Raw genomic sequence first — 25518 nt, 5'->3', positions numbered from 1 at the left:
TTCGGCCCACCGCCGGCCCCGCCCACGAACCTGACACGTTCGCTCTTCTTCTCCCTAGAAAAGGGCCACGCGCGACCGGGATTGGCAGCCGGTCGCGCGTGGCCTCTTCGGGTCCGGCCCGCTGGGGGTTCGAGCCGGAGCTGGTCTCGGCCGCGCACTGCGGCCGAGCGTCTCTGGATGGGCTAGTTCGGGGTGACGGGCTGCCCGCCGAGGGTCACCTCGATGACCTTGTCCCCGCTGAGCGTGAACTTCACCTTGTCGTTCGGCGCCCGGGTGCGGATCTCGGCGACGAGCGCGTCCGCGTTGGGGATCGGCCGGTCGTCCAGCTTCGTCACGACGTCACCGGATTTGAGGCCCGCCTTCTCCGCCGGGCTGCCCGGCGAGATCTCACCGAGCTGCGCTCCGCCGGTCGGCGCCGTCTGCACTCGCGCGCCGATGAAGGTCTGCGTCGCCTGGCCGGTGTTGATGATGTCGTCGGCCGTGCGGCGCGCCTGGTCGATCGGGATCGCGAAGCCGATGCCGACGTTGCCGCCGCTCTCGCCGCCCTGGCCCTGCGCGGACTTCGGGCTGTAGATCGCCGAGTTGATGCCGATGACCTGGCCCGCCATGTTCGCGAGCGGACCACCGGAGTTACCGGGGTTGATCGCCGCGTCGGTCTGCACCGCCGACATCACCGTGGTCTGGTCGCCGTTGCCGCCGGCGCTCACCGGCCGGTTCAGCGCGCTGACGATGCCCGAGGTGACCGTGCCCGTCAGTTCGAACGGCGAACCGATGGCGACCACCGGCTGCCCGACGCGCAGGTCGTCGGAGCGGCCGAGTTCCACCGGGGTCAGGCCGCTGACACCGCTGACCTTCACCACGGCGATATCCGTCGTGGGGTCACGGCCGACGACGGTCGCCGTGCCCTTCTTGCCGTCCTGGAACACCGCCTGGATCTGCCCGCCACCGGCGGCGACCTCGACGACGTGGTTGTTGGTCAGCACGTAGCCGTCGGTACTGAGCACGAAACCGGAACCCTCGCCCGCGCCCGAGCGCCCCGACACCTGGAGCTCGACCACGCTCGGCGAAAGCTTCTGTGCCACCGCTTCGACCGAACCGGCGGGCAGATTGCCCGTCTGCTGGGCGGGCTTCGGTGCGTCGAGCGCGTTCACGGAAGAGCCGCCGGACGCGTCACCGGTCAGGTAGCCGACCGTGCCGCCCGCGACGCCGCCGACGACCAGCGCGATCGCCGCGACACCGGCGAGCAGCTTGCCCGACGTGGACTTCTGCGCCTGCCGCTGCTGCGGGACCGCGTACACCGACGGACCCTGCTGGGTGAACGGCGTCTGCTGGCCCGGCACCTGGTGTCCCTGGGCGTAGTGACCCTGCGTCTGGTGTTCCTGAGACTGCGCCTGGGGAGACCACGGGTTGTACTGCTGCTGTTCCGGGGTGTAGGCCTGCTGCGCTCCGGTGTGCGGAGTGGCATGGCCGCCGAGGCCGGTCGCGTCAGGCTGCTGCGGCGCGGGTTGGGCCGCCCAGCTCGCGCTCGGCTCCGCGTCCGGCTGAGCGCCGGCGGGCCGCGCCTTCTCGGCGTCCTGGCCGCTGGGGTCGTTCTCGGTCATGTCTTCACCTTGCGGGATGGTCCTGAGAAGTTCCTGAGCCAAAGCTGTGCATCGGACATGAGTATGGCCCCGGCAGCGGGTGGCGCGCAGCCTGTTCGCGTCTCCCGGCCGGGCGTTTCACGCTTCTTCGGCCTCAGCCGTCTCCGCCGTTTCGGCGATCATCAGCTCACCCGCCTGCTCGGTGAGCGTTTCCCTTGCCTTGTCGGGCAAACCGTCGTCCGAGACGACGACGTCGGCCTCTTCGAGCCCGGCGATCGTGGAGATGCCGACGATGCCCCATTTGGTGTGGTCGGCCAGCACGACCAGCTTGCGGCCCGCTTCGACCAGCGCGCGGTCGGTCTCGGACTCGGTGAGATTCGGCGTCGTGAACCCCGGGCCCTCGGCCATCCCGTGCACGCCGAGGAAGACGACGTCCAGGTGCAGCGACCGCAGGCTCTGCACGGCGACCGGACCGACCAGCGCGTCCGACGGGGTGCGGACGCCGCCGGTGAGGACCACCGTGCGATCCGGCCGGTTCACGCCGCGCAGCACGTCGGCGACCTGGATGGAGTTCGTGACGATCGTCAGGCCCGGGATCTCGTCGAGCGCCCTGGCCAGCGTCCACGTGGTGGTGCCCGCGGAGATGCCGATCGCGGTGCCCGGCCGGACCAGCCCGGCGGCGAGGGCGGCGATGGCCTCCTTCTGCGCGCGCTGGCGCACGGACTTGGCCTCGAATCCGGGCTCGTCGGTGCTCTTGCCGGCGACGGAGGTGGCGCCGCCGTAGACCTTCTCGACCAGTCCGCGGCCGGCGAGCACGTCGAGGTCGCGGCGCACCGTCATATCGGAGACGCCGAGCCTCGCGACGAGATCGCTGACCCGGACCGCCCCGGTCCGGCGCGCCTCCTCGAGGATCACCGCCTGCCGTTGCCGCGCGAGCACGAAAGCCTCCCTGGATCAACTACACAAAATCCTACACGATCAAACATGGCGCGACGAGGAGCCGCCTGCCGTCATCCGGCTTCGCTCGCCCGTTTCCGGGCGACCGCGCTCGACGGCTACGAAGTCGCACCCTATGACGAAGAAGAGCTTGATCGCCTTCGTTCACTGGAGTTTTCGGGCCCCGAAGACGATCCTTCGGTACTGGTCGAAGCAGCGTCGGGACCGCGGCTCTTCTTCAATCGGGTTCCCGAATCCAAGGTCGCCAAGAACCGGGTGCACCTGGACCTGACAGGAGACGACGTCGAACGGCTCGTCGCCTTGGGCGCGCGTACTCGCCGATCCGGAAGGGAACGAGTTCTGTCGCGTTATTCCTTGACGCCTTCGATCGGGACGCCGCGGAAACTCAGCACGAAAAGCGAGACGGCGCCGAAGAACAGCGCGATATCGGCGACGTTCCCGACGAACCAGCCGTTGTAGTCGATGAAGTCGACGACGTGGCCACGCGCGAAACCGGGCTCGCGGAACAAACGGTCGCCCAGATGCGTCGTCGCGCCACCGAGCAGCAGCCCGAGCGAGATCGCCCAGCCCGCCGAGCGGACCTTGCGGGAGATCCACAGCAACGCGACCACCGCGGCCGCGGCCAGGATCGCGAAGATCCAGGTGGAGTTCGCGCCCAGCGAGAACGCCGCGCCCGGGTTGTAGAGCAGCCGGAACCGGATGAAGTCGCCGATCACCGGGATCGGCGCGTGGCCGGTGAGGGCGTCGACGGCCCACCATTTGGTCAGCTGGTCGGCGGCCAGCAGCACCGCGGCCACCAGCAGTGTCCACAGCAGACGGCGGGGCGGCATCTCAGGCGCGTTCTCGGTGCTCATCACCCGTCAGCGTAATCACCCGTCAGGCCGGGGCTCCCGGGAGCCGCAAGGTCATCAGAGCGCCACCGGTGGACGCGCGCCCCGCGTAGACGTCGCCGCCGTGCCGCTGCGCCGCGTGCTGGACGATGGCCAGCCCGAGCCCGGAACCGGGCAGCGTCCGCGCCTCCGACGAGCGGTAGAAGCGGTCGAACACCTTCGGCAGGTCCTCGTCGGCGATCCCCGGCCCCGAGTCCTCGACTTCGAGCACCGCGGTGCCGTCGCCGACCGGGTACAGCCGGACCCCGACCGTCGATCCTTCCGGCGAGAACTTCACCGCGTTGTCCAGCAGGTTCAGCACCGCGCGCTCCAGCGCGCTCGTGTCGCCGGTCAGCACCCATGGCTGGAGCGAGACGTCGAACTCGATCTCGCCCGCGCGGCGGCGTGCCCTGTCCAGCGCGCGCTCGACGACGTCGACCATCTCGACCCGCTCGTGCTCGATCCGCGGCTCGTCCTGGCGCGCCAGTTCGACGAGGTCGCCGATCAGCTGGGTCAGCTCGTCGAGCTGGCCGCGGATGTCGGCCTCGATGTCGCTGCGGTCCTCGTCGGACAGCGTCCGCGCGCCGGGCCTGCTCGCGGACAGGAGCAGCTCCAGGTTGGTGCGGAGCGACGTCAGCGGGGTGCGGAGTTCGTGGCCGGCGTCGGCGACGAGTTGCCGTTGCCGCTCCTGCGATTCGGCGACCGTGCCCAGCATCGTGTTGAAACTCTGGGTGAGGCGGGCGAGTTCGTCGTCGCCGCTGACCGGGATCGGCCGCAGATCACCCGTGGTGGCGACGCGTTCCGCCGCCGACGTGAGTCTGTCGACCGGCCGCAGGCCCGCTCTCGCGACGGCCGTTCCCGCGGCCGCGGCGACCAGGATCCCGGCGCCGCCGATCAGGAACAGGACCACCGAAAGCTCGTTCAGGGTGCGCTTCGTCGGCCCGAGCGACTGGGCGAGCACCATCGCCTGGCCGTCCCCCTGCGGGAGGGCGACGACGCGGCTGTCGGTCCTCGGGTCGGTGCGCAGGGAGAAGGCCTTGTCCCCGGAGGCGACCGCGATCTCGTCCTCGCCGTACGGCGGGCGGCTCCCGGACTGCGGATAGGTCAGCCGGACCTTCTCCCCGACCGTCAGCTGCCCGATCTGCAGGTCCGCGCTGGCGAGGAAGGCGCCGGGCACCTGCTGCAGTTCGGTCTGCACCTGCGGCGAATCGACCGCGGCCTGCGCGCGGGCGAGCAGGTTGTCGTCCACCTGCTGGTAGAGGTTGTCGCGCACGACGAGGTACGCGCCGAGCGACACCAGCGCCACCGCACCCGCCACCGAAGCGGCCGCGAGCAGCGTCACCCGGCCGCGGAGCGAGAAGCGCCGCGTGCCCCAGCGGTCGCCGCGTGGATCCTTTTCGGACACGTCGACGACCGGGACCGGCTCCGTCACGGCGGGGTTTCCCTCAGGACGTAGCCCACTCCCCGCACCGTGTGGATCAGCCTCGGTTCGCTCCCAGCCTCGGTCTTTCGGCGCAAATAACCGACGTAGACCTCCAGCGCGTTGCCCGACGTCGGGAAGTCGTATCCCCACACTTCCTCCAGGATCCGGCTGCGGGTCAGAACGTGCTTCGGGTAGGAGAGGAACAGCTCCAGCAGGGCGAATTCGGTCCTCGTGAGACTGATCTCCCGCCCAGCCCGGCGCACCTCACGCGTCCCCGGGTCCAAGGTGAGGTCCGCGAACGAGAGGGCCTCGGCGTTCTGTCCGGCCTGCGGATCCGGGATCGCCCGGCGCAGAAGCGCGCGAAGGCGCGCGAGAAGCTCTTCGAGCGCGAAGGGCTTCGGCAGGTAGTCGTCCGCGCCGGCGTCGAGGCCGGACACCCGGTCGGAAACGGTGTCCCGCGCGGTGAGGACGAGAATCGGAAGGTCGTCTCCGGTACTCCGCAGCCGCCGGGCGACCTCGAGGCCGTCGAGCCGCGGCATCATGACGTCGAGGACCATCGCGTCGGGTCTGTTGGCGATGATCGCTTCCAAGGCCTGCGCGCCGTCCCCGGCCAGTTCCACCTGGTACCCGTTGAACTCAAGGGATCGCCTGAGTGATTCACGGACGGCCCTGTCGTCGTCCACTACGAGGATGCGCATGACGACAGTCTTACGCAGAGTGCTGAGACTCGCCTAAGAACACACACAGAACCAACAAAGGAAATCCGGCGGTCCAGATGACGTTTCAGCCGGTCTCGGGCCCTTTCGCAACGGGTGCGTTCCATCTCCGCCACAAAGCGAGCATCCGGACCCCCACCACGGCGGCGGCTGCCACCACCGTCACCGCCCCCGGCGGCAGTCGCAGAGAGTGACCGATCGCGACGAGTACGGCCCCCGCGAGCGCCGCGACCGCGTAGATCTCCTTCCGCAGCACGAGCGGGATTTCCCGCAGGAGAAGATCACGCACGGCGCCGCCTCCGATACCCGTCGTCATGCCGATCAAGCACGCCGCGTAGGGAGTGGCGCCCGCGTTCAACGCGATGGTGGTCCCCGCCGTCGCGAACACCCCGAGCCCGAGCGCGTCCGCGAGCAGCACGGCGCGCCGCAGCTTCGCGATCTGCGGATGGAAGACGAACACGACCAGCGCCGTCCCGCCGCAGACCGCGAGATAGGGCCAGGTCCGCAGGGTCGTGGGCGGCGTGATCCCGAGCAGGACGTCACGGATGACCCCGCCGCCGAGCGCGGTCGTCAACCCGACGACCACGACTCCGAAGACGTCCAACCTGGACCGCACCGCCGCGAGCGCACCCGAAGCGGCGAACGCGATCAAGCCGAGGAACTCGAGCGCGGTGAGGATCATTACTGGTCGAGCAGGCCACCGCGGTACGCCAGCAGCGCGGCCTGCACCCGGTTCGCCGCGCCGATCTTGGACAGGACGGCCGAGACGTAGCCCTTGACCGTGGCCTCGGACAGGTGCAGGCGTCCGCCGATCTCCGCGTTGGACAGCCCCTGCCCGATCAGCCCGACGACCTCGCGCTCCCGCTCGGACAGCGACGCGAGCAGCTTGCGCGCCGGCTGCGCGGCCCGCTGCTCGTCCCGATGCGACTGGACCATGCGCGCCGCGACCCCCGGATCCAGCACCGCGCCACCCCTCGCGAGGTCGCGAACAGCCCTGAGCAGCGCCGCCGGGTCGATATCCTTGAGGAGGAAGCCGTTGGCCCCGAGCCTGAGCGCGAGACTGACGTAGTCGTCGATGTCGAACGTGGTCAACATGGCGACGGTCGGCGGATCCGGCAGGGCGAGGATGGCCCTCAGCGCGCGAATACCGTCGTCAGGCGCCCGCATCTTGATGTCGAGCAACGCGACGTCAGGGTGGTACCGCCGGGCGACCTCGACCGCTGATCTCCCGTCGCTCGCCTCGCCCACGATCTCGATATCGGCAGCGCCCGACATCATGGCACGCAGGCCCGAACGGACCAGTTCCTCGTCGTCGGCGAACATGAGCTTGATCAACGAAGCCCTCCGGCAGCCGGGGGAGCGGCGTCTCGCGTCCCGTTAACGAAGATTACCTACTGTTGTTCAGGGTTTCGAAACCAGACACGTACGAGTGACCCGCGCGGGTCATCTGTGTCGATCTAGCGCTCGATTCAGACCCTGGTTTGCTGCTGGAGAGTGTGGCTGCTCCTGGGCAGATCCGCAGGTCGAGTGTCACTAGGCGGCCAGTGTCGCTGTCCGGCCGCATGCTCTCTCGCGGCCTGTTGGGCAACCGCCGTTCGGGGCATTCGGGGCTTTCACCGGGCTGGCCGCTGGCGCGCTCCGATGTGACGACGCCCTCCTGTGCTCCCTCGCGTGGCTACACGGTAAGCTGCGCGTGGCAGTACATGCCCTCGTAGCTCAGGGGATAGAGCACCGCTCTCCTAAAGCGGGTGTCGCAGGTTCGAATCCTGCCGGGGGCACTTCGAGTACCCCACGGAGATCTCACTGGCCGGAACGGATCTTGAGACCCGCCGTGGCATGGTCACCCGGATCTCGAACCTGCCAGTCGCTCTTGGATCGACGACGGCGAGCGCTCAGCGCGCGTATTTACGAAGTATCCGGTTCGTCGCCGGGTCTTTCGAATAAAGGCACACTCCCTGCATTCCCCGAGTCAGCAGCACCTTGTACGTGTTCCGCACCAAACGGTCGAAATCCCTCTCCTTGGCGTTCTTCACCGCCTGATCTTTCAAAGGCCTCCTGTTCGAGACCCATCGCCTGTCACGAATCACCAGGTCATCGCCAAAGATCACGCCTGCCCAGTCGTATTCGAAACCCTGGGCGCTGTAAATACAGCCGACTTGACCGAAACCACGTGGGTCGGAGGCCCACAATGACGACGACGGAACACCTGGAACGGGCGCTTTGGGCTTGGCGTTCCACGGTCGCGACCACTCATCGATCTTCACGTCGTCAACCAGACGACGTGTACCGTCGACTTCGATGGGGTCGCTCCAGTCCCAGCAGAACCCCGCCGTCATCCTCGCGCTTCCACCACGCATGTTCGACTGCTGACGGAGCCATGATTCAAGTTCTTGAGGCGACTCCGCCGCATCGACCACATACTCGTCATCGCTTCCCTGGACCAGGTCGGACCAGACGATCGGCTCCTCGGGGCTCAGAAACATGAGGCGCGTGACCCACTCGTCGAACTTGTCCGACCCGCCACACCGGAACTGCCCGTCGAGGCGGATGTCGAGAACCTCGTGACCTTTGAGGTTCGCGATGTCGACGATGTACTTCCTGGTGCCGACCTCGCCGGGACGCACGACCTGATGCTCGTCGAGCAGGAAGACGGGAACCTTGGCCACGTCGATGAGCTGGTCGATCTGTTCTCGTCCTCGTGCACGAGGACGTTCGGGAAGCCCACGGACCCGGTGCGCCTCGTCACAGAGCAGCACATCCAATGAGTTCTCGCGATCCGAACCGAATTGGTTGAAATACTTGAACATCTCCTCGAGACGATCATCGATTCCGGCAACCGTCGCTCGCAGCGTCTCCGTAAACGCCTTCGAGCCTGTCGCATGCAGGACCCGCCTGCTACGACGAGCAAGGCTGGCAAGAAGGGTTATCGCTATCGCGCTCTTCCCGGAACCCGGGCCGCCACTGACGACGACCACCTTCTTCTCAGCCCCTGAGGACCCCTTGGAATCCGCCTCGTCAAGAGCGTCCATTACCGACTGGTAGGCAACCTGCTGTTCGTCGAGAAGGACGAACTCGTCCCGTTTTTCAAGGGTTCCGGCAGCGGTCGTCAGCAGGTTCCGAGCCGGGGTGTGCCGAGCAGAGAGGAGGGCGTTCGCCGCATCTCGCGCACCAGCGGCCGCACCGGCGTCAGTGTCAAGAAGGGAACAGAGGTAGTTGGCCAGGTCCTTCTTCGTGTCAGCCGCGAAGAGCCGACCCAAACCATCGGCACTGGTTTTGTCCATTCTCCAGGTCGGATCGTAGACGGCGTCGTGAAGATAGGCGATGCCCTTCACCAGTCGCGGCGCACGCGCGAATTGAGGCGTGAAGTCAAGGAGCTGACGACAGTAACGCCGAACCTGTTCAGACGGATGCAAGACGGGCTGCGGATCGTCATCCGACGTCTTGACCAGCCCGTCGCCCACCAACTCCATGTGACGCCATTGCTTCAGTTCCACCAGTACGTACGACGGTTGCCCCGTCTCCGGATGCACGCCACACAGAATCGCGTCGACTCGCTTGGGACTGAACGGGAGCCGATACTCGAGAAACACTTCGACATGCTCCAGCCCGATGCCACAAAGAGTCTCCGCGAGGACCGGGAGACTGCGCCGCCACGAACCGACTTCACCGCTCCTCGTCGAAGCGCTGTAGCCAACCCTGGCATGTATCGCGAGCGTCGCTATGAAACTTTCCTCGCCCAGCGCCACCCGCAGTTCGGCAGCGGTCTTCCTCACCGGCAAAACGTCCTCCCCCGAGGCAGCGTCGCGTAGTCACTCTTAGTCAGAGTCCAGCGTGCGCGCTCACACTAGTGAGCTACGACCTGGCCTCGAACAGGGGGTAGAGATGCCTGCTGGCGCGTCGTGCGAACCATCTGTAGCTGAAACGCTCCCCGGCCCGGTGAACCGCAGCGGGGACAGCGATCCACTAACCTGGACGGGAACGGTCCGACGGACACCGAGTCACCTCGTTGTTGTCCCCATCCGTACGTCGATGACGCACGCCCTGGGGAGGGGACAAGGTGGCACTTGCACGCGGCCGAGCAGCCGATCTTCTGGTCGAGGCTCGGACAGGCAGCCTGCACCAGAGACTGCGTGAGCAGTCCGGATACGTGCTCGGCACCAGGGCAGGCACGAGCGAGGTCGTCTCCTGGCAGAAGAGCCTTCCCGTCCTGCTGAGTGACCTGATCGATGCGGGACTCGAAGACGTCGAAGTCCTCCTCGAGCACCAGCTTCCCCATAGTAGGCAACGTGTGGACGTCGTCCTGTGCGGAACTCACCCCCGTACCGGGCAAAGCTCGTTCGTATTCGTCGAGCTCAAGCAATGGTCGAAGGCCGAAGTCCACCTTGCCCAGGTGCTCAACATCCCCGGCCTTCCCGGTCTGCACCTCCATCCGGTCGAGCAAGTGCGCGGGTACTGCCAGTACTTCGTGGACCACACTCCGGCGCTCGCCGAGCGTCCCCAGGCAGTCCACGGGATCGCGTACCTGCACAACGCCCGCCGTGCCGATATCGACGACCTCCTCCAGTACAGGGTCAGCGAATACGGGCGACTGTTCACGATGGACGACAAGGCCGACCTCCGGCAGGCATTCAACGCCGTACTCGACAAATCGGCGGAACGAGGAAGCAACCTCACCGCGGGTGACGAACTCCTCGGCTTCGCACACCGCCCGACCAAACCTCTGCTGACGCTGGCGGCCGCGGAGATCCGGGATCGCGAACAGTTCGTCCTGCTTGACGAACAAAAGGTCGCTTACGAATTGGTGATGCAGGCAGTAGAACGTTCTCGCGCGGCCCAGACTCGTACCGTCGTCATAGTCGAGGGCGGTCCCGGATCAGGAAAAAGTGTGATCGCGTTGAGTCTCCTCGGCGATTTGGCTCGCCGCGGCCTCGCCGTCCACCACGCGACCGGCTCCAAGTCCTTCACCCAGACGATGCGGAAATACGCCGGTCGTGGAAGTACACGCGTCCAGGGCTTGTTCAAGTACTTCAACACCTACGTCGGCTGTCAACCGCGAGAACTCGACGTCCTCATCTGCGACGAAGCACACCGCATTCGCGAGAAAGGCGTCACGCAGTACACGAAGAAGGAGCAGCGCGATCGCGCTGGTCGCCAGATCGACGAACTGATCAACGTCGCCATCGTGCCGGTGTTCCTGCTCGATGAGAATCAGATCGTGCGGCCCGGCGAGATGGGTTCTCTGCGCGAGATCTCCGCTGCTGCCGAGTCACTCGGATGCAAGGTGGAGGTCGTCCGGCTGCACGATCAGTTGCGCTGCGGTGGTTCTGTCTCCTACGACACTTGGGTCGCCCGGCTGCTGGGCCTGGGGCAGAACGTCGAACCACCTGTCCCATGGAGCAAGCTCGCGGGCCCTCTGGACGCGGGCATCACGGTGTCGAGTGCCGCATCGCCGCAAGCACTCGAGTCATGGGTGCTGCACCAACAGGAACTGCACGGCGGAGTGCCCCGGCTCGCCGCCGGTTTCTGCTGGCCTTGGAGCGATCCGGTGATGACTCCGGACGGCCGCGCGCTGGTCGACGACGTCAAGATCGGCGGTTGGCAGCGTCCGTGGAACGCGAAGTCGGAGCGGAACAAGGCCGTGGCCGGTGTCCCGGAATCCAACTACTGGGCCACTGACGAACGCGGCTTCGGGCAAGTGGGCTGCATCTACACCGCGCAGGGATTCGAGTACGACTGGTCCGGAGTCATCTTCGGCTCCGATCTCGTTCGGCGCGACGGCATGTGGGTTCCTCAGCGCCAGAACTCGGAGGACAGTGCCGTGAAACGGGCCGACGAACTGCATTTCGGTGCGCTGATCAAGAACACCTACAAGGTCCTGCTCACCCGTGGGATGCGTGGCACCGCCGTCTATTCGACCGATCCCGAGACCCAAGCGTTCTTGGAAGAGATGACCCGATAGCCCTGATCAGCCTGCGGGGCGCCCGTCCGGGTCCGTCATCGTGATGGCGCCACCCTGCGCCCGCAGCACCACATCGGCCCGGTACTTACCCTCGCCGAGAGCGGCGAGGGTGCCCAGGCTGACCATCCGCGTAGTGGCGCCGTCGCGGTCGAACACCAGCAGATTGCCGTCCTGGACGTAGTCCCCACTGTGCGTGCCATCGCCCTCGACCGTGACGGGCCTGCCGAGCTCGCGTTCGATTCGCGCGCCTGAAGCGGGGCCGGTGAGGACCTGTACCGAGGTCCAATCGCCGGGCGCCAGTTCCTTGAGCGGTCGCGAGCCGCCTGACCTGGCGAGATCTCCGATCGTTTTTTCGAGACCTTGGTCGAATTCCACTGCCACTCCTGGGGTGCTCGTGCCGCAGCCCGCCACGAGGGCGAGCAGGGCAAACAGAGTCACTATCAAGCGCATGGTCAGTATTGGTCCAGAGTCGCCGACGGTTCGCCGGGGTCGTGGTCGTCGTTGCGCCCCGGATTGTCCGTGGGCCAAGGCTTGTTCTTGGTTTCGCGGGTCTCGCCAGGAGGCGATTCGTCGGACGATACCAGTGTGTCGTTCTTGTCGATGACCACCATTTTGCCGTCCTTGACCGCCTGTTCGACCAGGTTCGCCATCTCCTCGGGGCTGGCGTCCGGGTTGGCCCGGGCGATCGCGCGGCCGACTTCGTTGTCGTGCTGGTTCATGGCCACCGGGATGTGCTGATTGGTCGGGTTCCGCTCGTGCGCCGCAGCGAAGTTGACGCCAGCCACCTGGCGTCGACCCGGAGATTCTCACTTTGCAAGAACCGGCATGCCACCGATCCAGTGAATCATTTGCATATGGTGCCCACGGAGGCGATTTGGGGAGTGAGATTTCCGCCGAACCCGAAAGGCCCATAATGACCTACTCCCCGTCGGACTTGGACGTGATCGAGCGGCAGTTCCTGGCGTTGGCCGCCGGCCCGCGAGCGCTGACGCTTGACTGCGCCGCGCTCGGTTGCGGTCTGCCCGCCGAAGTGAAACCCATCGACGAGGTGCGAGTGCTGCTGCTCAAGAGGCAGACGAGCTGGGTCACCAAGAACGCCGTCTGGCGAGACTTGGTCGGGCGGGCGCACGCGACGCCTGAACCGTGGACCGTCGTGGCGGCCGCCATGATGATGCCCGGTCTGAAGCACATCGGCAGCAAGCTCAGGTCTCGCTATCCGGGCGAGCGAAACGACCTGGATTCCGAGATCCTCGAAGGGTTCCTGCAAGCACTCGACGTCGCGGACGCTGCAGCTCAGAAGGTGTACGGGCAGCTTTACTGGGCAGCGTTCCGCCGCGCGCACGAAGCCTGCAATCGCGAGACTCGGCTCGCGATGTCCCGGTCCGAGCTCAACGACACCATAGCCACCGCGAGTTCGGCCCCGGGACATCCGGATCTTGTCCTCGCCGGCGCGATGCTCGAGGGCGCGGTGACACCGGCACAAGCGGATTTGGTGTCCGATGTGCTTCTGGACCATGACGAGCGGTCAGCGGCCGCGGAACGTCTTGGCATCAGCCGCTACCAGGTGTCGTGCCGGCTGGACTCCGCCACCCGGCATCTCGCCGGATACCTGAAAACAGGTAGTTCCGCAGCATGACATGCGGTTCATGTATTCATCCGAAGCAGCTACGCAGGAGCCGCCTTCATGAGCAACTCGAATTTCCCACCGGTAGAGATCGCCACGTTGAGTGAGGCGCAGAAGCGCGGGAGTGCCTGCGCCCGGTGTGGCCGTGTCCCGCTGAGCCCGCACAGTCTCGATGGCGCGGACCTCGTCGTATGTGCGGACGAGCACGCGCGCATATGCACGAATTCCGTATTCTGGCTGACCCAGCCATGCCCCTGGTGGTGTGACTCCGGGTGGCACAGCGATGACGATCGCGGCCAAGACCGCCAGCACATGTCCGAGTGGACGGGCAATGTCCCTCTTGTACTGGAAGGCGGCGACAAAATGGGGAACGGCCTGTCATACCAACCCGAGTACGCGACCGTGCACCTTCTGCAGGGCGTGCGCGAAATCGAGCCACGTATCTGGTTTGGGAAGGGTGAAACCAACCATGGCTGGTACATGACTCCGGCCGAAACCCGGGAGCTCGCCGAGACTCTGACCATCGCGGCCGAGATGACCGAACGGCAAGTCGCCCCGCCGTCGGCGGCAATTGCGTGCTGACCAGGCGCCATGAGGGGTGCGATCGAAACTGTCGCTGCCCTCCCCATAATGGGATCGTGACCGACGACCTGGAGCCTCAACCGTTCGCGCACCTCAGTGCGCCGAACGCGGCGCTCTATCGCGACGTCCTGTTGACGTTCGCGCGGGCGAGGGACCGATTCATCGTTCACATGCGGCCGGAGGACGTCGCGGCGGACTTGGGCCGATCGGGTGATGTCGAGCAGGTCGCGGACGCGCTGGACAAGCTAGTCGACTGGGACAACCTGCGGGCCGATCCGGATACGAGCCGGGTGACCAGTGTCGCCGACTTCCATCGTGCCCGGTACCTGTACCAGCTCACGGCCGCCGGCCAGGCCGCTGAGGAAGCGCTCGCGGTCTACGACCAGGCCCTGGGCCGCCGCGGATCGCTGCAGTCCGTGGCGCTGGAGGACATCGCCGCGCAGTTGCGAGCGCTTGTGGAGCTGGCCGGGGTACGGGAGCTCGACCCGGCGAAGGTGCATCTGCTGTTGCTCGCGCTCGCCGAGCGGTTCACCGGTCTGGCCGACAACGCGCAGGCGTTCATGGCATCGCTACTCCGTGTCATCGATTTCGCCGACGGGGACGTGGAGGCGTTCGTCGCCTACAAGCAGCGGCTGATCGACTACGTCAACCGCTTCATCGCGGATCTCGCCAACCGGGGTGCGGAGATCGCCACCCTTCTGGGCAAGATCGAGCAAGTCGGCGTCAGGGACATCCTCATGGTGGCGGCGAAACGCGAAGCCGCCGATGTCGCACCTGACGACCACGAGAACGCGACCGCCGTCGAAAGCCGTTACGAAATTTGGCGAAACCGCTGGCGTGGACTGCACGACTGGTTCGTTTCGGCCGACTCTCGGCATCAGTCACAGGCGCGCCTGCTGCGCGGAGCCGCGGTCACGGCGATCACGCAGCTCATCGACACGGTGGCCGCGCTCAACGAACGCCGTTCCGGACGTTCCGACCGCTCGGCCGACTTCCGGACTTTGGCTCGCTGGTTCGCGGAGGCACCGGACGACAATGCGGCGCATCGCTTGTGGCGGACGGCGTTCGGGCTCAGTTCCGCGCGACACCTCACCGTCGACAACGAAACCGTTGCCGCGTGGGAGGAAGAGCAACCCGCACCGAGTACGCCGTGGCGGGAAGCGGCCGGAGTGCACATCAGCCCGCAGTTGCGCAGGACGGGATCTTACGAGCGACGCGGCCAGCCCAACCGGGTCGCGGACCGCGCGGAGCAGCGTCGAATCCTGGCCGAGCAGGCGGTTCTCGAAGCCGAGCAGGTCGCCGCCGCACGTGAGCGGCTGGCGACACCAGGGCCCACGCGTCTATCGGCTCTGGGCGAGCTCGATGCGCGGGCATTCCGGCTCTTCCTCGGTCTCCTCGGCGACGCGCTGTCGGCGCGCGCTCCTGGCGATCACGAAGTCCGGACCACCACGAGTGACGGCACGATGGAGGTTCGCTTGACTCTCGTACGCGGCGGAGGAACGGTGAGCATCCACACCGAAGATGGGATCCTCCACGGTCCGGAACATCTGATCGAGATCATCGACTTGATCGGGAACGGCCGGGAGGAGGCGATCGCGTGACCGTGCTTGGCGAGGAAACCGTCGCCCAGAAGCGGAAAGCCCTGCGGGCGCTCCTTGCCAAGCCGCTGTTGACAGCCGGAACGGACGACGAAGTACTGCGGCTGGTCCGACGCCACGCGCCGGAGCTGCGTGACTGGCTGGCCACCGAGACGGGCTGGCGGCTGCTGGTCAGTGCTGAATCCGCGCGCCTGTTCAAGACCGCGCCGACGTTGACCGACCAGACTCATCCAGCGAGAGACGGCAAGGGCAAACCACCTTTCGGCCGCCGCAGGTACGTCTTGCTCTGCTTGGCGTTGGCCGTCTTGGAGCGAGCCGACGCGCAGATCACCCTCGGCCGACTCGCTGAAGGCGTACTCACCGCCGCGGGCGAACCCGAACTCGTCGACGCGGGCGTGTCCTTCACGATGAGCCGGCGGGACGAGCGTTCGGATCTCGTCGCCGCGGTCAGATTACTGCTCTCCTGGGGTGTCCTCGAACGTGTCGCCGGTGAGGAAGACGCTTATTTGAGCGACAACGGAGACGTCTTGTACGACGTGCAGCGCCGGGTGCTGGCCACGCTCTTGACCAGCACCCGGGGCCCTTCGACGATCAATGCCGCCGATTTCGAAACCAGGCTCGAAGAGCTCGCCCACGAGCCTGTCGCCGACACCGATGACCTGCGCAATCGGGCGCTGCGCCACCGCCTGACCCGCCGCCTCCTCGACGATCCTGTGGTCTACTACGACGAGCTGGCCGACGATGAACGGTTGTACCTGACCGGCCAGCGGCATGCGTTGACGCACCGGATCGAGGCCGCCACCGGGCTGGTCGCCGAGGTCCGCGCGGAGGGCATCGCGATGGTCGATCCCGACGACGACTTGACCGATGTGCGCATGCCGGAGCAGCGCACCGATGGCCACGCCACCTTGCTCGTCGCCGAGTACCTCGCTGCGCGGAACGGCCCGGTACCGATCGAGCGAATGCTGGCGTACGTCAGGAAGATCGCCCGTGACCATGCCTCCTATTGGCGCCGCGGAGTCACCGACGAGGAACTCCTCGCCATCGCGTTGCACAAGCTGCGTGCCCTACGGCTCGTCGAGGATTCCGTCGGGGATCCACCGATGGTGCGCGCGCTGCCCGCGATCGGGCGTTACCGGCTCGACGCGCCCACCATCCGCGAGAGGAAGACCGGGAAATGACCTTGCCCGTCCCGGACAAGGCCCGCTGGCAACCGCTCCGGGCAGGCCTTGTCGACCTGTTCTACTACGACCTCGAAGAGTTCCACTTCCACGACGGCCGTCTGCTGTTACGCGGCAACAACGGAACCGGAAAATCCAAGGTCCTCGCGCTGACCCTGCCGTTCCTCCTCGACGGCGAACTCTCGGCACACCGGGTGGAGCCCGACGGGGATCGCAACAAACGCATGGAATGGAACCTGCTGCTCGGCGGGAAGCATCCACATAATGAACGCCTTGGCTATACCTGGCTGGAATTCGGTCGTGCCCTTCCCGACGGGAGCGCCGAGTATCGAACACTCGGCTGTGGTCTCAAGGCCGTCGCCGGGCGTGGAATCGCCAAGCACTGGTTCTTTGTCACCGACCAGCGCGTCGGACAGGACCTTTCCCTGGTGAGCCCGACCCGGGTGGCCTTGACCAGGGAGAAGCTCAAGGACGCCGTCGTCGGGCATGGCCTGGTGTACGACACCGCGTCAGACTACCGACGCGCAGTGGACGAAGCGCTCTTCGGGCTGGGAAGCCACCGCTACGAAGCCCTCGTCAATCTGCTGATCCAGCTACGGCAACCGCAGCTGTCGAAGAAGCCGGACGAGAAACTGCTGTCCCGGGCGCTCACCGAGGCACTCCCGCCGCTCGACCCGGCCTTGGTGGCCACGGTCGCGGAAGCATTCCGTGGCCTGGACGAGGAGCGGGAAACCTTACACGCCCTGGCGGAGGCGAAGACGGCGGCCGAGCAGTTCCTCGCACATTACCGGCGTTACTCCCGAATCGCGGCCAAACGACGTGCGGCACCAGTTCGCCATACGCACAGCGCTTACGAAAAGCTCGGACGTGAGTTGGGTGAAGCCGAGGCCGCATACGAGCAAGCGACACTGGCGCTCAACGAGGCCCAGAGACTTCTCGATGAACTGGCGGCCACGAAAGCCCAGCTGGATACGCGCCGTGACGCACTGCAGAGCAGCCCCGAAATGCGGGACGCCGAAACACTGAAACAAGTGGGGAAGGAAGCCGCCAGGCTCCGTGAGTTCGCGAACTTGCGGGAGCGCGATCTGTTGTCGGCCGCCGGCAACCTGCGCCTCCGTGAGGAGCAAGCCGAGACGGCTCAGCGGACGGCCGACGCCGATGCGGAGATTTTGGAGCAGGCCAAAGAGATCGCGTACGAGGCCGCCGATGCCGCCTACCTGACCGATGAACATTCCGCGCTCATCGCCGATGAAGACGAGCGAGCCGGGCAGGTGATCATCGAACGGCGGACCAAGGCGGTCGATCAGCTTCAACGGTTACTCAATGCCGCGACGCAGGCCGAGGCAGCATTGCGTTCCGCGCGGGCAAGTGTCGACCGGATCACCGCTGAGCAGCAAAGCGCCGCCGAGCGGATCACCGCGGTCGAGGAGAGTGTCGCCCGGCACGGTGCGGCCCTTGTCGACAGTTACCGGTCCTACCTGGCGAGCACCGAACAGTTCGTACTGTCCGATATGGACGAAGCGCTCGACACCCTCGACGCGTGGACTGAGACGCTCATCGGCGTCAATCCTGCGGCATCGGCCGTCGAGGAGGCCGTGCTGCTGGCGACCGCCGAGCTCGCTCGGAGGCAAGCCACCCTCGATGCCGAACGAACAGCAGCGGAAACCGAACGGCAAGCGATCAACGACGAGATCGCACGACTGGAAGCGGGCGGGCACGACGCTCCGCCAAGGCCCTATACACGTGACGAAGACACACGAACCGGCCGTCCTGGTGCTCCACTATGGAAAGTCGTGGATTTCGTCCCCGGCGTCAACGAGCAGCACCGTGCTGGGCTCGAAGCGGCGTTGGAGGCCTCTGGCGTTCTGGACGCTTGGGTATCCCCGGAAGGTGAACTGCACAGCACGCGGACCGGCGACGTGATCATCGAACCCGGTGAGGCCGCGCCGTCAGGAGGCCTCACCGCTGTGCTCGCGCCGGCGGTGGATCGGGCCGACCCTCAGGCCTCGGCCCTGACCGACGATGTGGTGAACGCGGTCTTGCGTGCGATCGGTCTCGGTCCTGGCGCGGACACGTGGGTCGCGGTGGACGGCAGGTTCGCCATCGGCGTGCTGACCGGGGCATGGCACAAGGACGCAGCGGCTTACCTGGGTGAAGGTGCTCGGGAAGCCGCGCGCAGGGAACGGATCCAGCAGCTGCGGGATGCGGGCGACCGGATGTCTCGGCACCTTGCCGAGCTGGCGGAAGCCGCGGATGGCCTGGCCGCTCAGCGGACCGCCCTCACCGCGGAACACCGAGCCCAGCCGGAAGACACCGATCTCCGCGAGGCCCACTCCGTGCTCGTCGGCGAGCACAAGGAGAAGCGCCGGATCGACGGCCGCCTCGACGAAGCTGTCGGAGTTTCCGCCGAGTGTGCCGACGAAGCCGAGCGGTCTCGCGGCAAGGCCATCGAATTCGCCGGTGATGTCGGTCTGCCAACGGACCCCGAGGATCTGGCCCGCGTCCACAAGGCAGTCGGCGACTACCGGGTGGCCCTTGCCGGGCTCTGGCCCGCGGCGCGGGCGCTGGCTCGGGCGAAAGCGGATTCGGCCAAGGCCGAACACGAGAAGCGGGATGCCGCCGAACGCCACGACGAAGCGCGAGAGTCGGCCGCCGAAGCCCGCGCTGAAGCCGAAACCGCGGCCGAACGCCATCGCGTACTGGTGGAGACCGCGGGCGCGGGAGTCGAGGAGCTCTATCGGAAGCTGGCTGCGGTCGCGAGGGAATCGGACGAACGGGACGCCCGCGAGAAGCGGGTGCGAGAAGAAGAACGGGTCTTGCACCAAGACCGAGGCACGGCGATCGGACGACGTGAGAAGCTTCGCGATTCGATCTCGACCGCCGTGGCCGGGCGTGATCAGGCCATCAGTGAGCTGCGGGCCTTCGCGGCGACAGGGCTGTTGGCAACAGCCGTTCCCGAATTGGATTTCCCCGCCCCGGAGAAGGAGTGGGCTCCCAATCCGGCCGTCGCTCTCGCGCGGGCGATCAACGCCGCGCTGGACGGCGTGGACGACGCGGACCGGCCGTGGGAATTGGTTCAGCAGAAGGTGTCGGCCGAGCACAAACTGCTGACCGACGCGCTGTCCAGGCACGGCCACTCGGTCGGTATGACCCTACGAGACGGAATCATCGTCGTCGATGTGCTGTTCCAAGGGCGCACCCAGGACATTCCGACGTTGGTGACCGCTTTGGAGATGGAGAACGAGCAACGAGCGAACCTGCTTTCGGCGAAAGAACGCGAGATCCTCGAGAACCACCTCATCAACGAAGTCGCGGGCACGCTGCAAGAATTGATCGGGAACGCCGAGGATCAGGTCCGGTCCATCAACACCGACCTCGAAGCCCGGCCGACGTCGACCGGAATGCGTCTACGGTTGCAGTGGCGTACTTCGCGAACGGCGCCTGATGGGCTCGATCGAGTACGAGACCGGTTGTTGCGGCAGACCGCGGACGCCTGGAGTGCCGAGGACCGGACCGCCGTCGGCGGGTTCCTGCAGGAGCAGATCAACCGCGAGCACGCCGAAGACGCGGCCGGCGGCTGGGTCGAACAACTGACTCGCGCGCTGGATTATCGATCTTGGCACGAGTTCGCCATTCAGCGCTACCAGGATGGCCAGTGGCGGTCGGCGACCGGACCGGCGTCCGGCGGTGAACGGGTGCTCGCCGCGTCGGTTCCGCTTTTCGCCGCGGCCTCCTCCTTCTACTCGTCTTCGGCCAATCCCCACACGCCACGTCTGGTCGCGCTCGACGAAGCGTTCGCAGGCGTCGACGACGATTCACGGGCCAAGTGCCTCGGCCTGCTCGCCGCATTCGATCTCGACGTCGTGATGACCAGCGAACGCGAATGGGGCTGCTACCCGCAGGTGCCGGGGCTGGCCATCGCACAACTCACTCGGCGCGACGGAATCGACGCCGTTCTCGTGACCCCTTGGCGCTGGGACGGGCGCGAGCGTGTCCAGCGGCAACGGCCGCTTCCCTGCGTACCGGGCGCCTGATGGCCGATCCGGATCGGCTCCGCAGGCTCCTGGGCGGCGAAGAAACGGCGTGGCTGCTCGACCGCTTGCGCCGGCGGATGGTCGCCGGCAGGCCGTTGAGCGGAGTAGTCACACTCAATTCGGCGACGCATGACCAGCGCAGGGCCATCGAACGGTTGCTCGGCAGGCGGGCGGGTACCGGTACCTCCCTGAGCGTTTCACTCGACGAAGTCGACGCTGTGCTTCGCCGCAGTGGTTCGGCCCCCGACGGGCTCGCCGACGCGACGAGGCTGCTGATCGGAACTGTGCCGGACCGGGCAACCGAAGCCGCGGCCTGGACGGCGGCTTTCGGGCCACTGGACGAACTGGTCGCGCGACGTCCGATGCTGGCGACGTGGCGCGCGTGGTTGGACTCCACCGGCATGGTCCGGAGGTTGGCTTCCGAACCGGAGCACGCTTCGGCGTTGATCACTGCAGTGGTCGAGGTTCTCGCCGAGTTGCCGTCGCAGGGCATCGCGCTGGGCAGGCTCGCGGCGGAGACCACCGGCGACGCTCACGGCTTGGACGACGGGCGCCCCCTGGCGACGCTCGTCCTCTCGGCAGCGAGAGCCCTCCGCGGCCGCCCACCGGCCGGAGACGGAACAGCGGGCGAACGGCGAACTTCCTGGGCGGCGGTGGGCGTACACCGTGACGATCTGTCCTCGTCCGTGCTGTGCCTCGGTCTACCCGGTGACACGGAGACGGCGACCGGCCGCATGCTGGCGCTGGCGAAGGAAATCGGCGAACCGTGTGTCCTGACGCTACGCCAGTTGAATACCGCGAGACTCGGCGTCGGATTCGGGCTGGTGTCGGTCTGCGAAAACCCGATCGTCCTCGCCTCCGCAGCCGATGAGCTGGGACCTGGCTGCCCTCCTCTCGTCTGTGTGAACGGCCAGCCGTCTGCCGCGGTGTGGCGGCTCCTCGATCTGCTCGTGGCAGGCGGTGCCTCTTTCCGGTATCACGGCGACTTCGACTGGGGCGGTATCCGGATCGGAAACACCCTGCGCGACCGGATTCCGTGGATGCCCTGGCGTTTCGATGCTTCGGCGTACTCCGCGACGACCACGGCAGGCGGCCCGCTGGCGGGAAGGCCGGCGGACGCGATCTGGGATCCGGACCTGCGGCCGGCGCTGGAGCGACGCGGAGTGCGCATCGAAGAGGAACTCGTCCTTCCCGCCTTGTTGGAGGATCTTCGCTAGGCCTCGTGGAAATCTTCGAGGCGATGGGCTTCGACTGAAGACTCCGTAGCGGCCAGCCAATGCGGATAGGTGACATAGACCAGTTCCGTGTCCTCATCGGCTACGTAGACCACCTCGGTTCCAGCCCGCAGATAGATCACCTCGCCTGCCCGAGCCGTCACCGAACCCGAAGGGCCCTCGACGGTGAAAGTGCCGGAAGTGATGACGAGGGCCTCGTCGTAGGTCATCTTCCACGGGTTCTTCTCGCCTTTCCCGTAACGGGCGAAGCCGACGGACATGGCCGCGCCACTGTCCTGCGCGAGGACGTCGGCCAGGAAGATCCGCTGGTCGAGCCGCTGGAACCAGGTCGAAGCGTCATCGCTCGTGAAGTGTTCGACAGACATCCAAATCTCCTTAAGTGGAAGTTCCTCCACTTAGTTAACTGGAGAAAGTTCCACTTGTCCACCGGTTAGGCTGGCCGAGTGCTTCCCATCGCAGGAGCCGGGACTCCAGAGCGGGCGGACGCGGCTCGCAACCGGCAGAAGATCGTCCACGCGGCGGCCAGGCTTGTGGCGGCCAAAGGAATCGACGGGCTCGCGTTGGACGAGGTCGCGGCGGAGGCGGGCGTCGGGATCGGCACCGTGTATCGACGGTTCCCGGACAAGGGCGCCTTAGCACAGGCATTGCTCGACGAGAACGAGCGCGAGTTCCAGGAAGCGTTCATCAGCGGGCCGCCGCCGCTCGGGCCGGGGGCACCCGCGACCCAAAGGCTGAAGGCGTTCATGGACGCGTACGTCGACAGGCTCGAGACGCACGGCGAACTGCTGATGGTCGCGGAGACGGAGACGCCGATGGCGCGGTTCGTCACGGGCGCGTACCGGCTGCACCACAGTCACCTGGTCGCTTTGATCAGCGAAATCGAGCCGGAAGCGGACGCGCATTTCAGGGCCGACGCGCTGCTCGCGCCACTGGCGGCGGCGCAGTACGTCTACCAGCGACGAAGCATGGCGCCGGAGCAGATCAAAGCGGGGCTGGGTGACCTGTACCAGCGCACCTAGACTCCTGGAAAGCCTGGAAGGGGTGGCATGGATCTCGCGGTGAAGTCGGAGCTGGTCGAGCAGGTGCGCGCGTTCACCGAATGGGTGGGCGCAGGACGGAAACTCACCCAGACCGGGCGTCTCACCTTGGCTGACGCCAAAACACTGGTGCCGTTGTTGAAGACCGGTGACGTTCTCGAGCAGACCATCGGCAGCCACGTGTACCGGACCAGGTCGAGCGAGCGTCTGCTCAACCTGATGCTCGTCGTGGAGTGCGCCAAGGCGGCGCGGCTGGTCCGCAAGACCGGACAACGGCTGGTGCCGGTGAAGAAGAATCAGGTCCTTCTCGATGACCCGCAGAAGCTGTGGTTCGCGTTGTTCACCGGGTTCGACAAGCTGGGCGAGGCGTTCCTGCACTCGGGATTCGGCGAGTCATTGCTGCGCCCGGAGTTCGCGCACGGCACCCGCGCCGTGTTGGCGTCGTTGTATGGCGCGGACGGTGCTGTCGCAATCGCGAGCTTGTGCGCGACGGTCTGGGATGTCGTGAGCGCACCTTACGTGTTGGAAGATCTCACCGAACTCCAGCTTGAGATGTTGCGAAGCACGAATGACCGCGACACCAAGAAAACGCTCGAGGTCCTACAGCGATTGGGAGCGGTGACCCTCCGGGGTGAATCGGCTGAGCTGACCGAACTCGGCAGGTCGGGTATGCGACGGATCTTGGGCGAGCCGGAAGCCGGAGATCCGATCTACCAGGCGAAAATCACTTTGCTGGAAATCGAGGGTCTCCCGGTGTGGCGACGGGTGGTGGTTCCGGCGGCCATCCCGCTCGACCGGCTGCACATCGTCATCCAGGCCGCGATGGGCTGGGAGAACTACCACCTGCACTACTTCCTCGATGGAAAGACCTACTACGGCGAGGCCGAGCCTGAACTGCAGTACCGCGACGAACGGAAAGTGCGGCTGGACGACCTGGTGAAGCCCGGCGGCCGCCTCTTGTACAACTACGACTTCGGCGACAGCTGGGACCACGAGATTCTCATCGAGGAAGCCACGGTCGCCACGTCCGATGAGCGTTATCCGCGCTGTGTCGCGGGCGAAGGGGCTTGCCCGCCGGAGGACGTCGGCGGAACGGGAGGGTACGCCCGGCTGATCCAGATCCTCGGCGATCCCGGCCACAAGGAACACCGAGACGTAGTCGACTGGCTCGGTCTCGACGACCCGGACCAATTCGACCCTGCGCACTTCAATCTCGACGAGACCAACCAGCGCCTCGCCGCGCGCCGATAGACTTGCCCACATGCTCGGCTTGGACAAGTTCGACCTCGGGGCCATCGCGATGGCCCTGCAGGACCAGACCGACTACGAGCACTTTCACCTGGTCGACCCGCGGACCGGCGAGATGGGCTTGTGGACACAAGACGGCGGGATCGACGGCCGGACTCCCATCGACCTCGACGACGTGGATCTGATCGTCATCGAGCCTTTGCCATCCTCTGTCTGGTTCCAGGACATGGCCGACTTCACGGCGGGTATCGGCGACGAACGAGCCGGCGAACGGCTATCAAGGACACTCCGCGGCAAGGGTGCCTTCCGCCGTTTCAGGAACGAGTTGCACGACCGATACCCCCACCTTGTTCCCGTCTGGAACTCCTTCAGCGACAACCGCGCAAAGCTTCGCGCGGTTGAGTGGCTCGCCGACAACGCACTCGCCGCCGAGGGCAGCGCTGACCGGTTCGCCGCGGAGCATCCGGGTCCCGACCTGCCCTGAAGCCGGGCTCAGGGCAGGTCAGGGCACGATCAGCGCTCGCCGAGCTGCCATTCCGGCCGCACGTAGTGGCAGGTGTAGCCGTTCGGGATGCGCTCCAGGTAGTCCTGGTGCTCCGGTTCGGCCTCCCAGAAGTCACCGGCCTGGGTCACCTCGGTGACCACCTTGCCCGGCCATTTGCCCGAGGCGTCGACGTCGGCGATCGTCTGTTCGGCGACCTGCTTCTGCTTGTCGTCGGTGTAGAAGATCGCCGACCGGTAGCTCGTGCCGATGTCGTTGCCCTGGCGGTTGCGGGTCGTCGGATCGTGGATCTGGAAGAAGAACTCCAGGATCTGCCGGTACGACAGCTGCGCCGGGTCGAAGACGATCTCGATGCCTTCGGCGTGGGAGCCGTGGTTGCGGTAGGTCGCGTTCGGCACGTCGCCGCCGGTGTAGCCGACCCTGGTGGAGACGACCCCGGGGTGCCGGCGGAACAGGTCCTGCATGCCCCAGAAACAGCCGCCCGCGAGAACAGCCTTTTCCGTCACTGTAGATCTCCTTCGGTCGTTGACACCCAGTACAACGTGTCGCACCGCCCCTGTCATCCCCGTCCGAGTGTGACGGAACGCTTACGTCCACCGTGCGTCTCACGTTAGGTGAAAACCCTGCTCGCGGTCCTCGTCCTCCTCCTGGCCGGCTGCGCGACGACACACCAAGCAGCCCCGACCCCGGAGGACGCCTTCCGGTTCGGCGGGATCTCGATGCCCGCCAGCGGCAAGGTGCTGGAGACACAGCACGACCGCGGCATCGACTCGAGGTACGTCGTCGTCCTCACCCTTCCGGCGGAGGACGTGCCCAAGTTGCTCGAGGCATCCAACTTCGCTCCCGGAGTGATGAACGACGACCGGCTCGTCGACGGCCGCCGCGTGGTCCGCAAGGTCACCGTCGAGGGGACCACGGTGCGCCTTGAGATGTTCACGACGTGAGCACTCAGCGTGAAAAAGATGGGCCGTTC

Annotated in this window: 23 protein-coding genes and 1 tRNA gene; 12 read left to right on the top strand and 12 right to left on the bottom strand. The window is 66.4% G+C overall.

Annotated elements, in window-relative coordinates:
- Positions 1 to 182 precede the first annotated feature (182 nt).
- From AC0685_RS11325 to AC0685_RS11295, 7 genes are all read right to left on the bottom strand, one after another.
- Positions 183 to 1601 (bottom strand): S1C family serine protease, encoded by a 1419-nt coding sequence (locus tag AC0685_RS11325; protein ID WP_478225407.1) that lies wholly within the window; start codon positions 1599 to 1601, stop codon positions 183 to 185.
- Positions 1602 to 1718: 117 nt separating this feature from the next.
- Positions 1719 to 2519 (bottom strand): DeoR/GlpR family DNA-binding transcription regulator, encoded by an 801-nt coding sequence (locus AC0685_RS11320; RefSeq protein WP_478225406.1) that lies wholly within the window; start codon positions 2517 to 2519, stop codon positions 1719 to 1721.
- Positions 2520 to 2884: 365 nt separating this feature from the next.
- Complete coding sequence (gene lspA / locus AC0685_RS11315) at positions 2885 to 3391, bottom strand: signal peptidase II (RefSeq protein ID WP_340686905.1); 507 nt, start codon at positions 3389 to 3391, stop codon at positions 2885 to 2887.
- Positions 3392 to 3413: 22 nt separating this feature from the next.
- Positions 3414 to 4838, bottom strand: a complete 1425-nt coding sequence (locus tag AC0685_RS11310) for a HAMP domain-containing sensor histidine kinase (RefSeq protein WP_340686904.1) — start codon at positions 4836 to 4838, stop codon at positions 3414 to 3416.
- Positions 4835 to 5527, bottom strand: a complete 693-nt coding sequence (locus AC0685_RS11305; protein ID WP_478225405.1) for a response regulator transcription factor — start codon at positions 5525 to 5527, stop codon at positions 4835 to 4837. The genes AC0685_RS11310 and AC0685_RS11305 overlap by 4 nt, the downstream gene beginning before the upstream one ends.
- Before the next feature lie 85 nt (positions 5528 to 5612).
- Positions 5613 to 6227, bottom strand: coding sequence for a trimeric intracellular cation channel family protein (locus AC0685_RS11300; protein WP_478225404.1), 615 nt, complete (start codon positions 6225 to 6227; stop codon positions 5613 to 5615).
- Positions 6227 to 6880 (bottom strand): response regulator, encoded by a 654-nt coding sequence (locus AC0685_RS11295; RefSeq protein ID WP_005155565.1) that lies wholly within the window; start codon positions 6878 to 6880, stop codon positions 6227 to 6229. The genes AC0685_RS11300 and AC0685_RS11295 overlap by 1 nt, the downstream gene beginning before the upstream one ends.
- Before the next feature lie 370 nt (positions 6881 to 7250).
- Here AC0685_RS11295 and AC0685_RS11290 point away from each other — a divergent pair.
- Positions 7251 to 7323: transfer RNA gene (locus tag AC0685_RS11290), tRNA-Arg, on the top strand.
- A 114-nt stretch (positions 7324 to 7437) separates the two neighbouring features.
- On the opposite strand, the gene AC0685_RS11285 is transcribed toward AC0685_RS11290, so the two are convergent.
- Positions 7438 to 9318 (bottom strand): DNA/RNA helicase domain-containing protein, encoded by a 1881-nt coding sequence (locus tag AC0685_RS11285; RefSeq protein WP_478225403.1) that lies wholly within the window; start codon positions 9316 to 9318, stop codon positions 7438 to 7440.
- Between the two features lie 284 nt (positions 9319 to 9602).
- On the opposite strand from AC0685_RS11285, the gene AC0685_RS11280 reads away from it, so the two are divergent.
- On the top strand, positions 9603 to 11504 hold the full coding sequence (locus tag AC0685_RS11280; RefSeq protein ID WP_478225402.1) for a DNA/RNA helicase domain-containing protein: 1902 nt from the start codon (positions 9603 to 9605) through the stop codon (positions 11502 to 11504).
- Positions 11505 to 11510: 6 nt separating this feature from the next.
- On the opposite strand, the gene AC0685_RS11275 is transcribed toward AC0685_RS11280, so the two are convergent.
- Together AC0685_RS11275 and AC0685_RS11270 are read right to left on the bottom strand one after the other, a co-directional pair.
- A complete protein-coding gene (locus AC0685_RS11275) occupies positions 11511 to 11879 on the bottom strand; it encodes a hypothetical protein (RefSeq protein WP_478225401.1) in 369 nt (122 codons plus the stop codon).
- Positions 11880 to 11956: 77 nt separating this feature from the next.
- Positions 11957 to 12289, bottom strand: coding sequence for a DUF6973 domain-containing protein (locus tag AC0685_RS11270; protein WP_478225400.1), 333 nt, complete (start codon positions 12287 to 12289; stop codon positions 11957 to 11959).
- Positions 12290 to 12444: 155 nt separating this feature from the next.
- Between AC0685_RS11270 and AC0685_RS11265 the strand changes: the two genes are divergently transcribed.
- From AC0685_RS11265 to AC0685_RS11240, 6 genes are read left to right on the top strand one after another with little or no spacing between them, the layout of a single operon-like run.
- Positions 12445 to 13140 carry a hypothetical protein gene (locus AC0685_RS11265; RefSeq protein WP_478225399.1) on the top strand — a complete coding sequence of 232 codons (696 nt, stop codon included), beginning with the start codon at positions 12445 to 12447 and terminating at the stop codon, positions 13138 to 13140.
- 48 nt (positions 13141 to 13188) lie between these two features.
- Positions 13189 to 13710, top strand: a complete 522-nt coding sequence (locus AC0685_RS11260) for a DUF6907 domain-containing protein (protein ID WP_478225398.1) — start codon at positions 13189 to 13191, stop codon at positions 13708 to 13710.
- A gap of 56 nt (positions 13711 to 13766) precedes the next feature.
- A complete protein-coding gene (locus tag AC0685_RS11255) occupies positions 13767 to 15311 on the top strand; it encodes a TIGR02677 family protein (protein ID WP_478225397.1) in 1545 nt (514 codons plus the stop codon).
- Complete coding sequence (locus AC0685_RS11250; protein ID WP_478225396.1) at positions 15308 to 16489, top strand: TIGR02678 family protein; 1182 nt, start codon at positions 15308 to 15310, stop codon at positions 16487 to 16489. The genes AC0685_RS11255 and AC0685_RS11250 overlap by 4 nt, the downstream gene beginning before the upstream one ends.
- Positions 16486 to 20523, top strand: coding sequence for a TIGR02680 family protein (locus AC0685_RS11245; protein WP_478225395.1), 4038 nt, complete (start codon positions 16486 to 16488; stop codon positions 20521 to 20523). The genes AC0685_RS11250 and AC0685_RS11245 overlap by 4 nt, the downstream gene beginning before the upstream one ends.
- The gene (locus AC0685_RS11240; protein WP_478225394.1) at positions 20523 to 21740 is read left to right on the top strand and encodes a TIGR02679 family protein; all 1218 of its coding nucleotides are present in this window, start codon (positions 20523 to 20525) and stop codon (positions 21738 to 21740) included. Before AC0685_RS11245 ends, AC0685_RS11240 begins: the two co-directional genes overlap by 1 nt.
- Here the strand turns inward: AC0685_RS11240 and AC0685_RS11235 are convergent.
- Positions 21737 to 22123 carry a cupin gene (locus AC0685_RS11235; RefSeq protein ID WP_478225393.1) on the bottom strand — a complete coding sequence of 129 codons (387 nt, stop codon included), beginning with the start codon at positions 22121 to 22123 and terminating at the stop codon, positions 21737 to 21739. The two genes, AC0685_RS11240 and AC0685_RS11235, sit on opposite strands and share 4 nt — an antisense overlap.
- 78 nt (positions 22124 to 22201) lie before the next feature.
- Between AC0685_RS11235 and AC0685_RS11230 the strand changes: the two genes are divergently transcribed.
- The 3 genes from AC0685_RS11230 to AC0685_RS11220 are packed head-to-tail and all read left to right on the top strand — an operon-like array spanning position 22202 to position 24527.
- Positions 22202 to 22777 carry a TetR/AcrR family transcriptional regulator gene (locus AC0685_RS11230; RefSeq protein ID WP_478225392.1) on the top strand — a complete coding sequence of 192 codons (576 nt, stop codon included), beginning with the start codon at positions 22202 to 22204 and terminating at the stop codon, positions 22775 to 22777.
- Between the two features lie 27 nt (positions 22778 to 22804).
- On the top strand, positions 22805 to 24046 hold the full coding sequence (locus AC0685_RS11225; RefSeq protein WP_478225391.1) for a plasmid pRiA4b ORF-3 family protein: 1242 nt from the start codon (positions 22805 to 22807) through the stop codon (positions 24044 to 24046).
- 10 nt (positions 24047 to 24056) lie between these two features.
- On the top strand, positions 24057 to 24527 hold the full coding sequence (locus tag AC0685_RS11220; protein ID WP_478225390.1) for a UPF0158 family protein: 471 nt from the start codon (positions 24057 to 24059) through the stop codon (positions 24525 to 24527).
- A gap of 29 nt (positions 24528 to 24556) precedes the next feature.
- Here the strand turns inward: AC0685_RS11220 and msrA are convergent, their stop codons facing one another.
- On the bottom strand, positions 24557 to 25051 hold the full coding sequence (msrA, locus tag AC0685_RS11215) for a peptide-methionine (S)-S-oxide reductase MsrA (protein WP_034305803.1): 495 nt from the start codon (positions 25049 to 25051) through the stop codon (positions 24557 to 24559).
- Between the two features lie 108 nt (positions 25052 to 25159).
- Between msrA and AC0685_RS11210 the strand changes: the two genes are divergently transcribed.
- Positions 25160 to 25489, top strand: coding sequence for a hypothetical protein (locus AC0685_RS11210; protein ID WP_478225389.1), 330 nt, complete (start codon positions 25160 to 25162; stop codon positions 25487 to 25489).
- Positions 25490 to 25518 lie beyond the last annotated feature (29 nt).

The organism is Amycolatopsis sp. NPDC043889 (genome assembly GCF_056435645.1).
The sequence above is the reverse complement of the archived record's forward strand: the minus strand, read 5'-3'. Positions and strand labels throughout refer to the sequence as shown.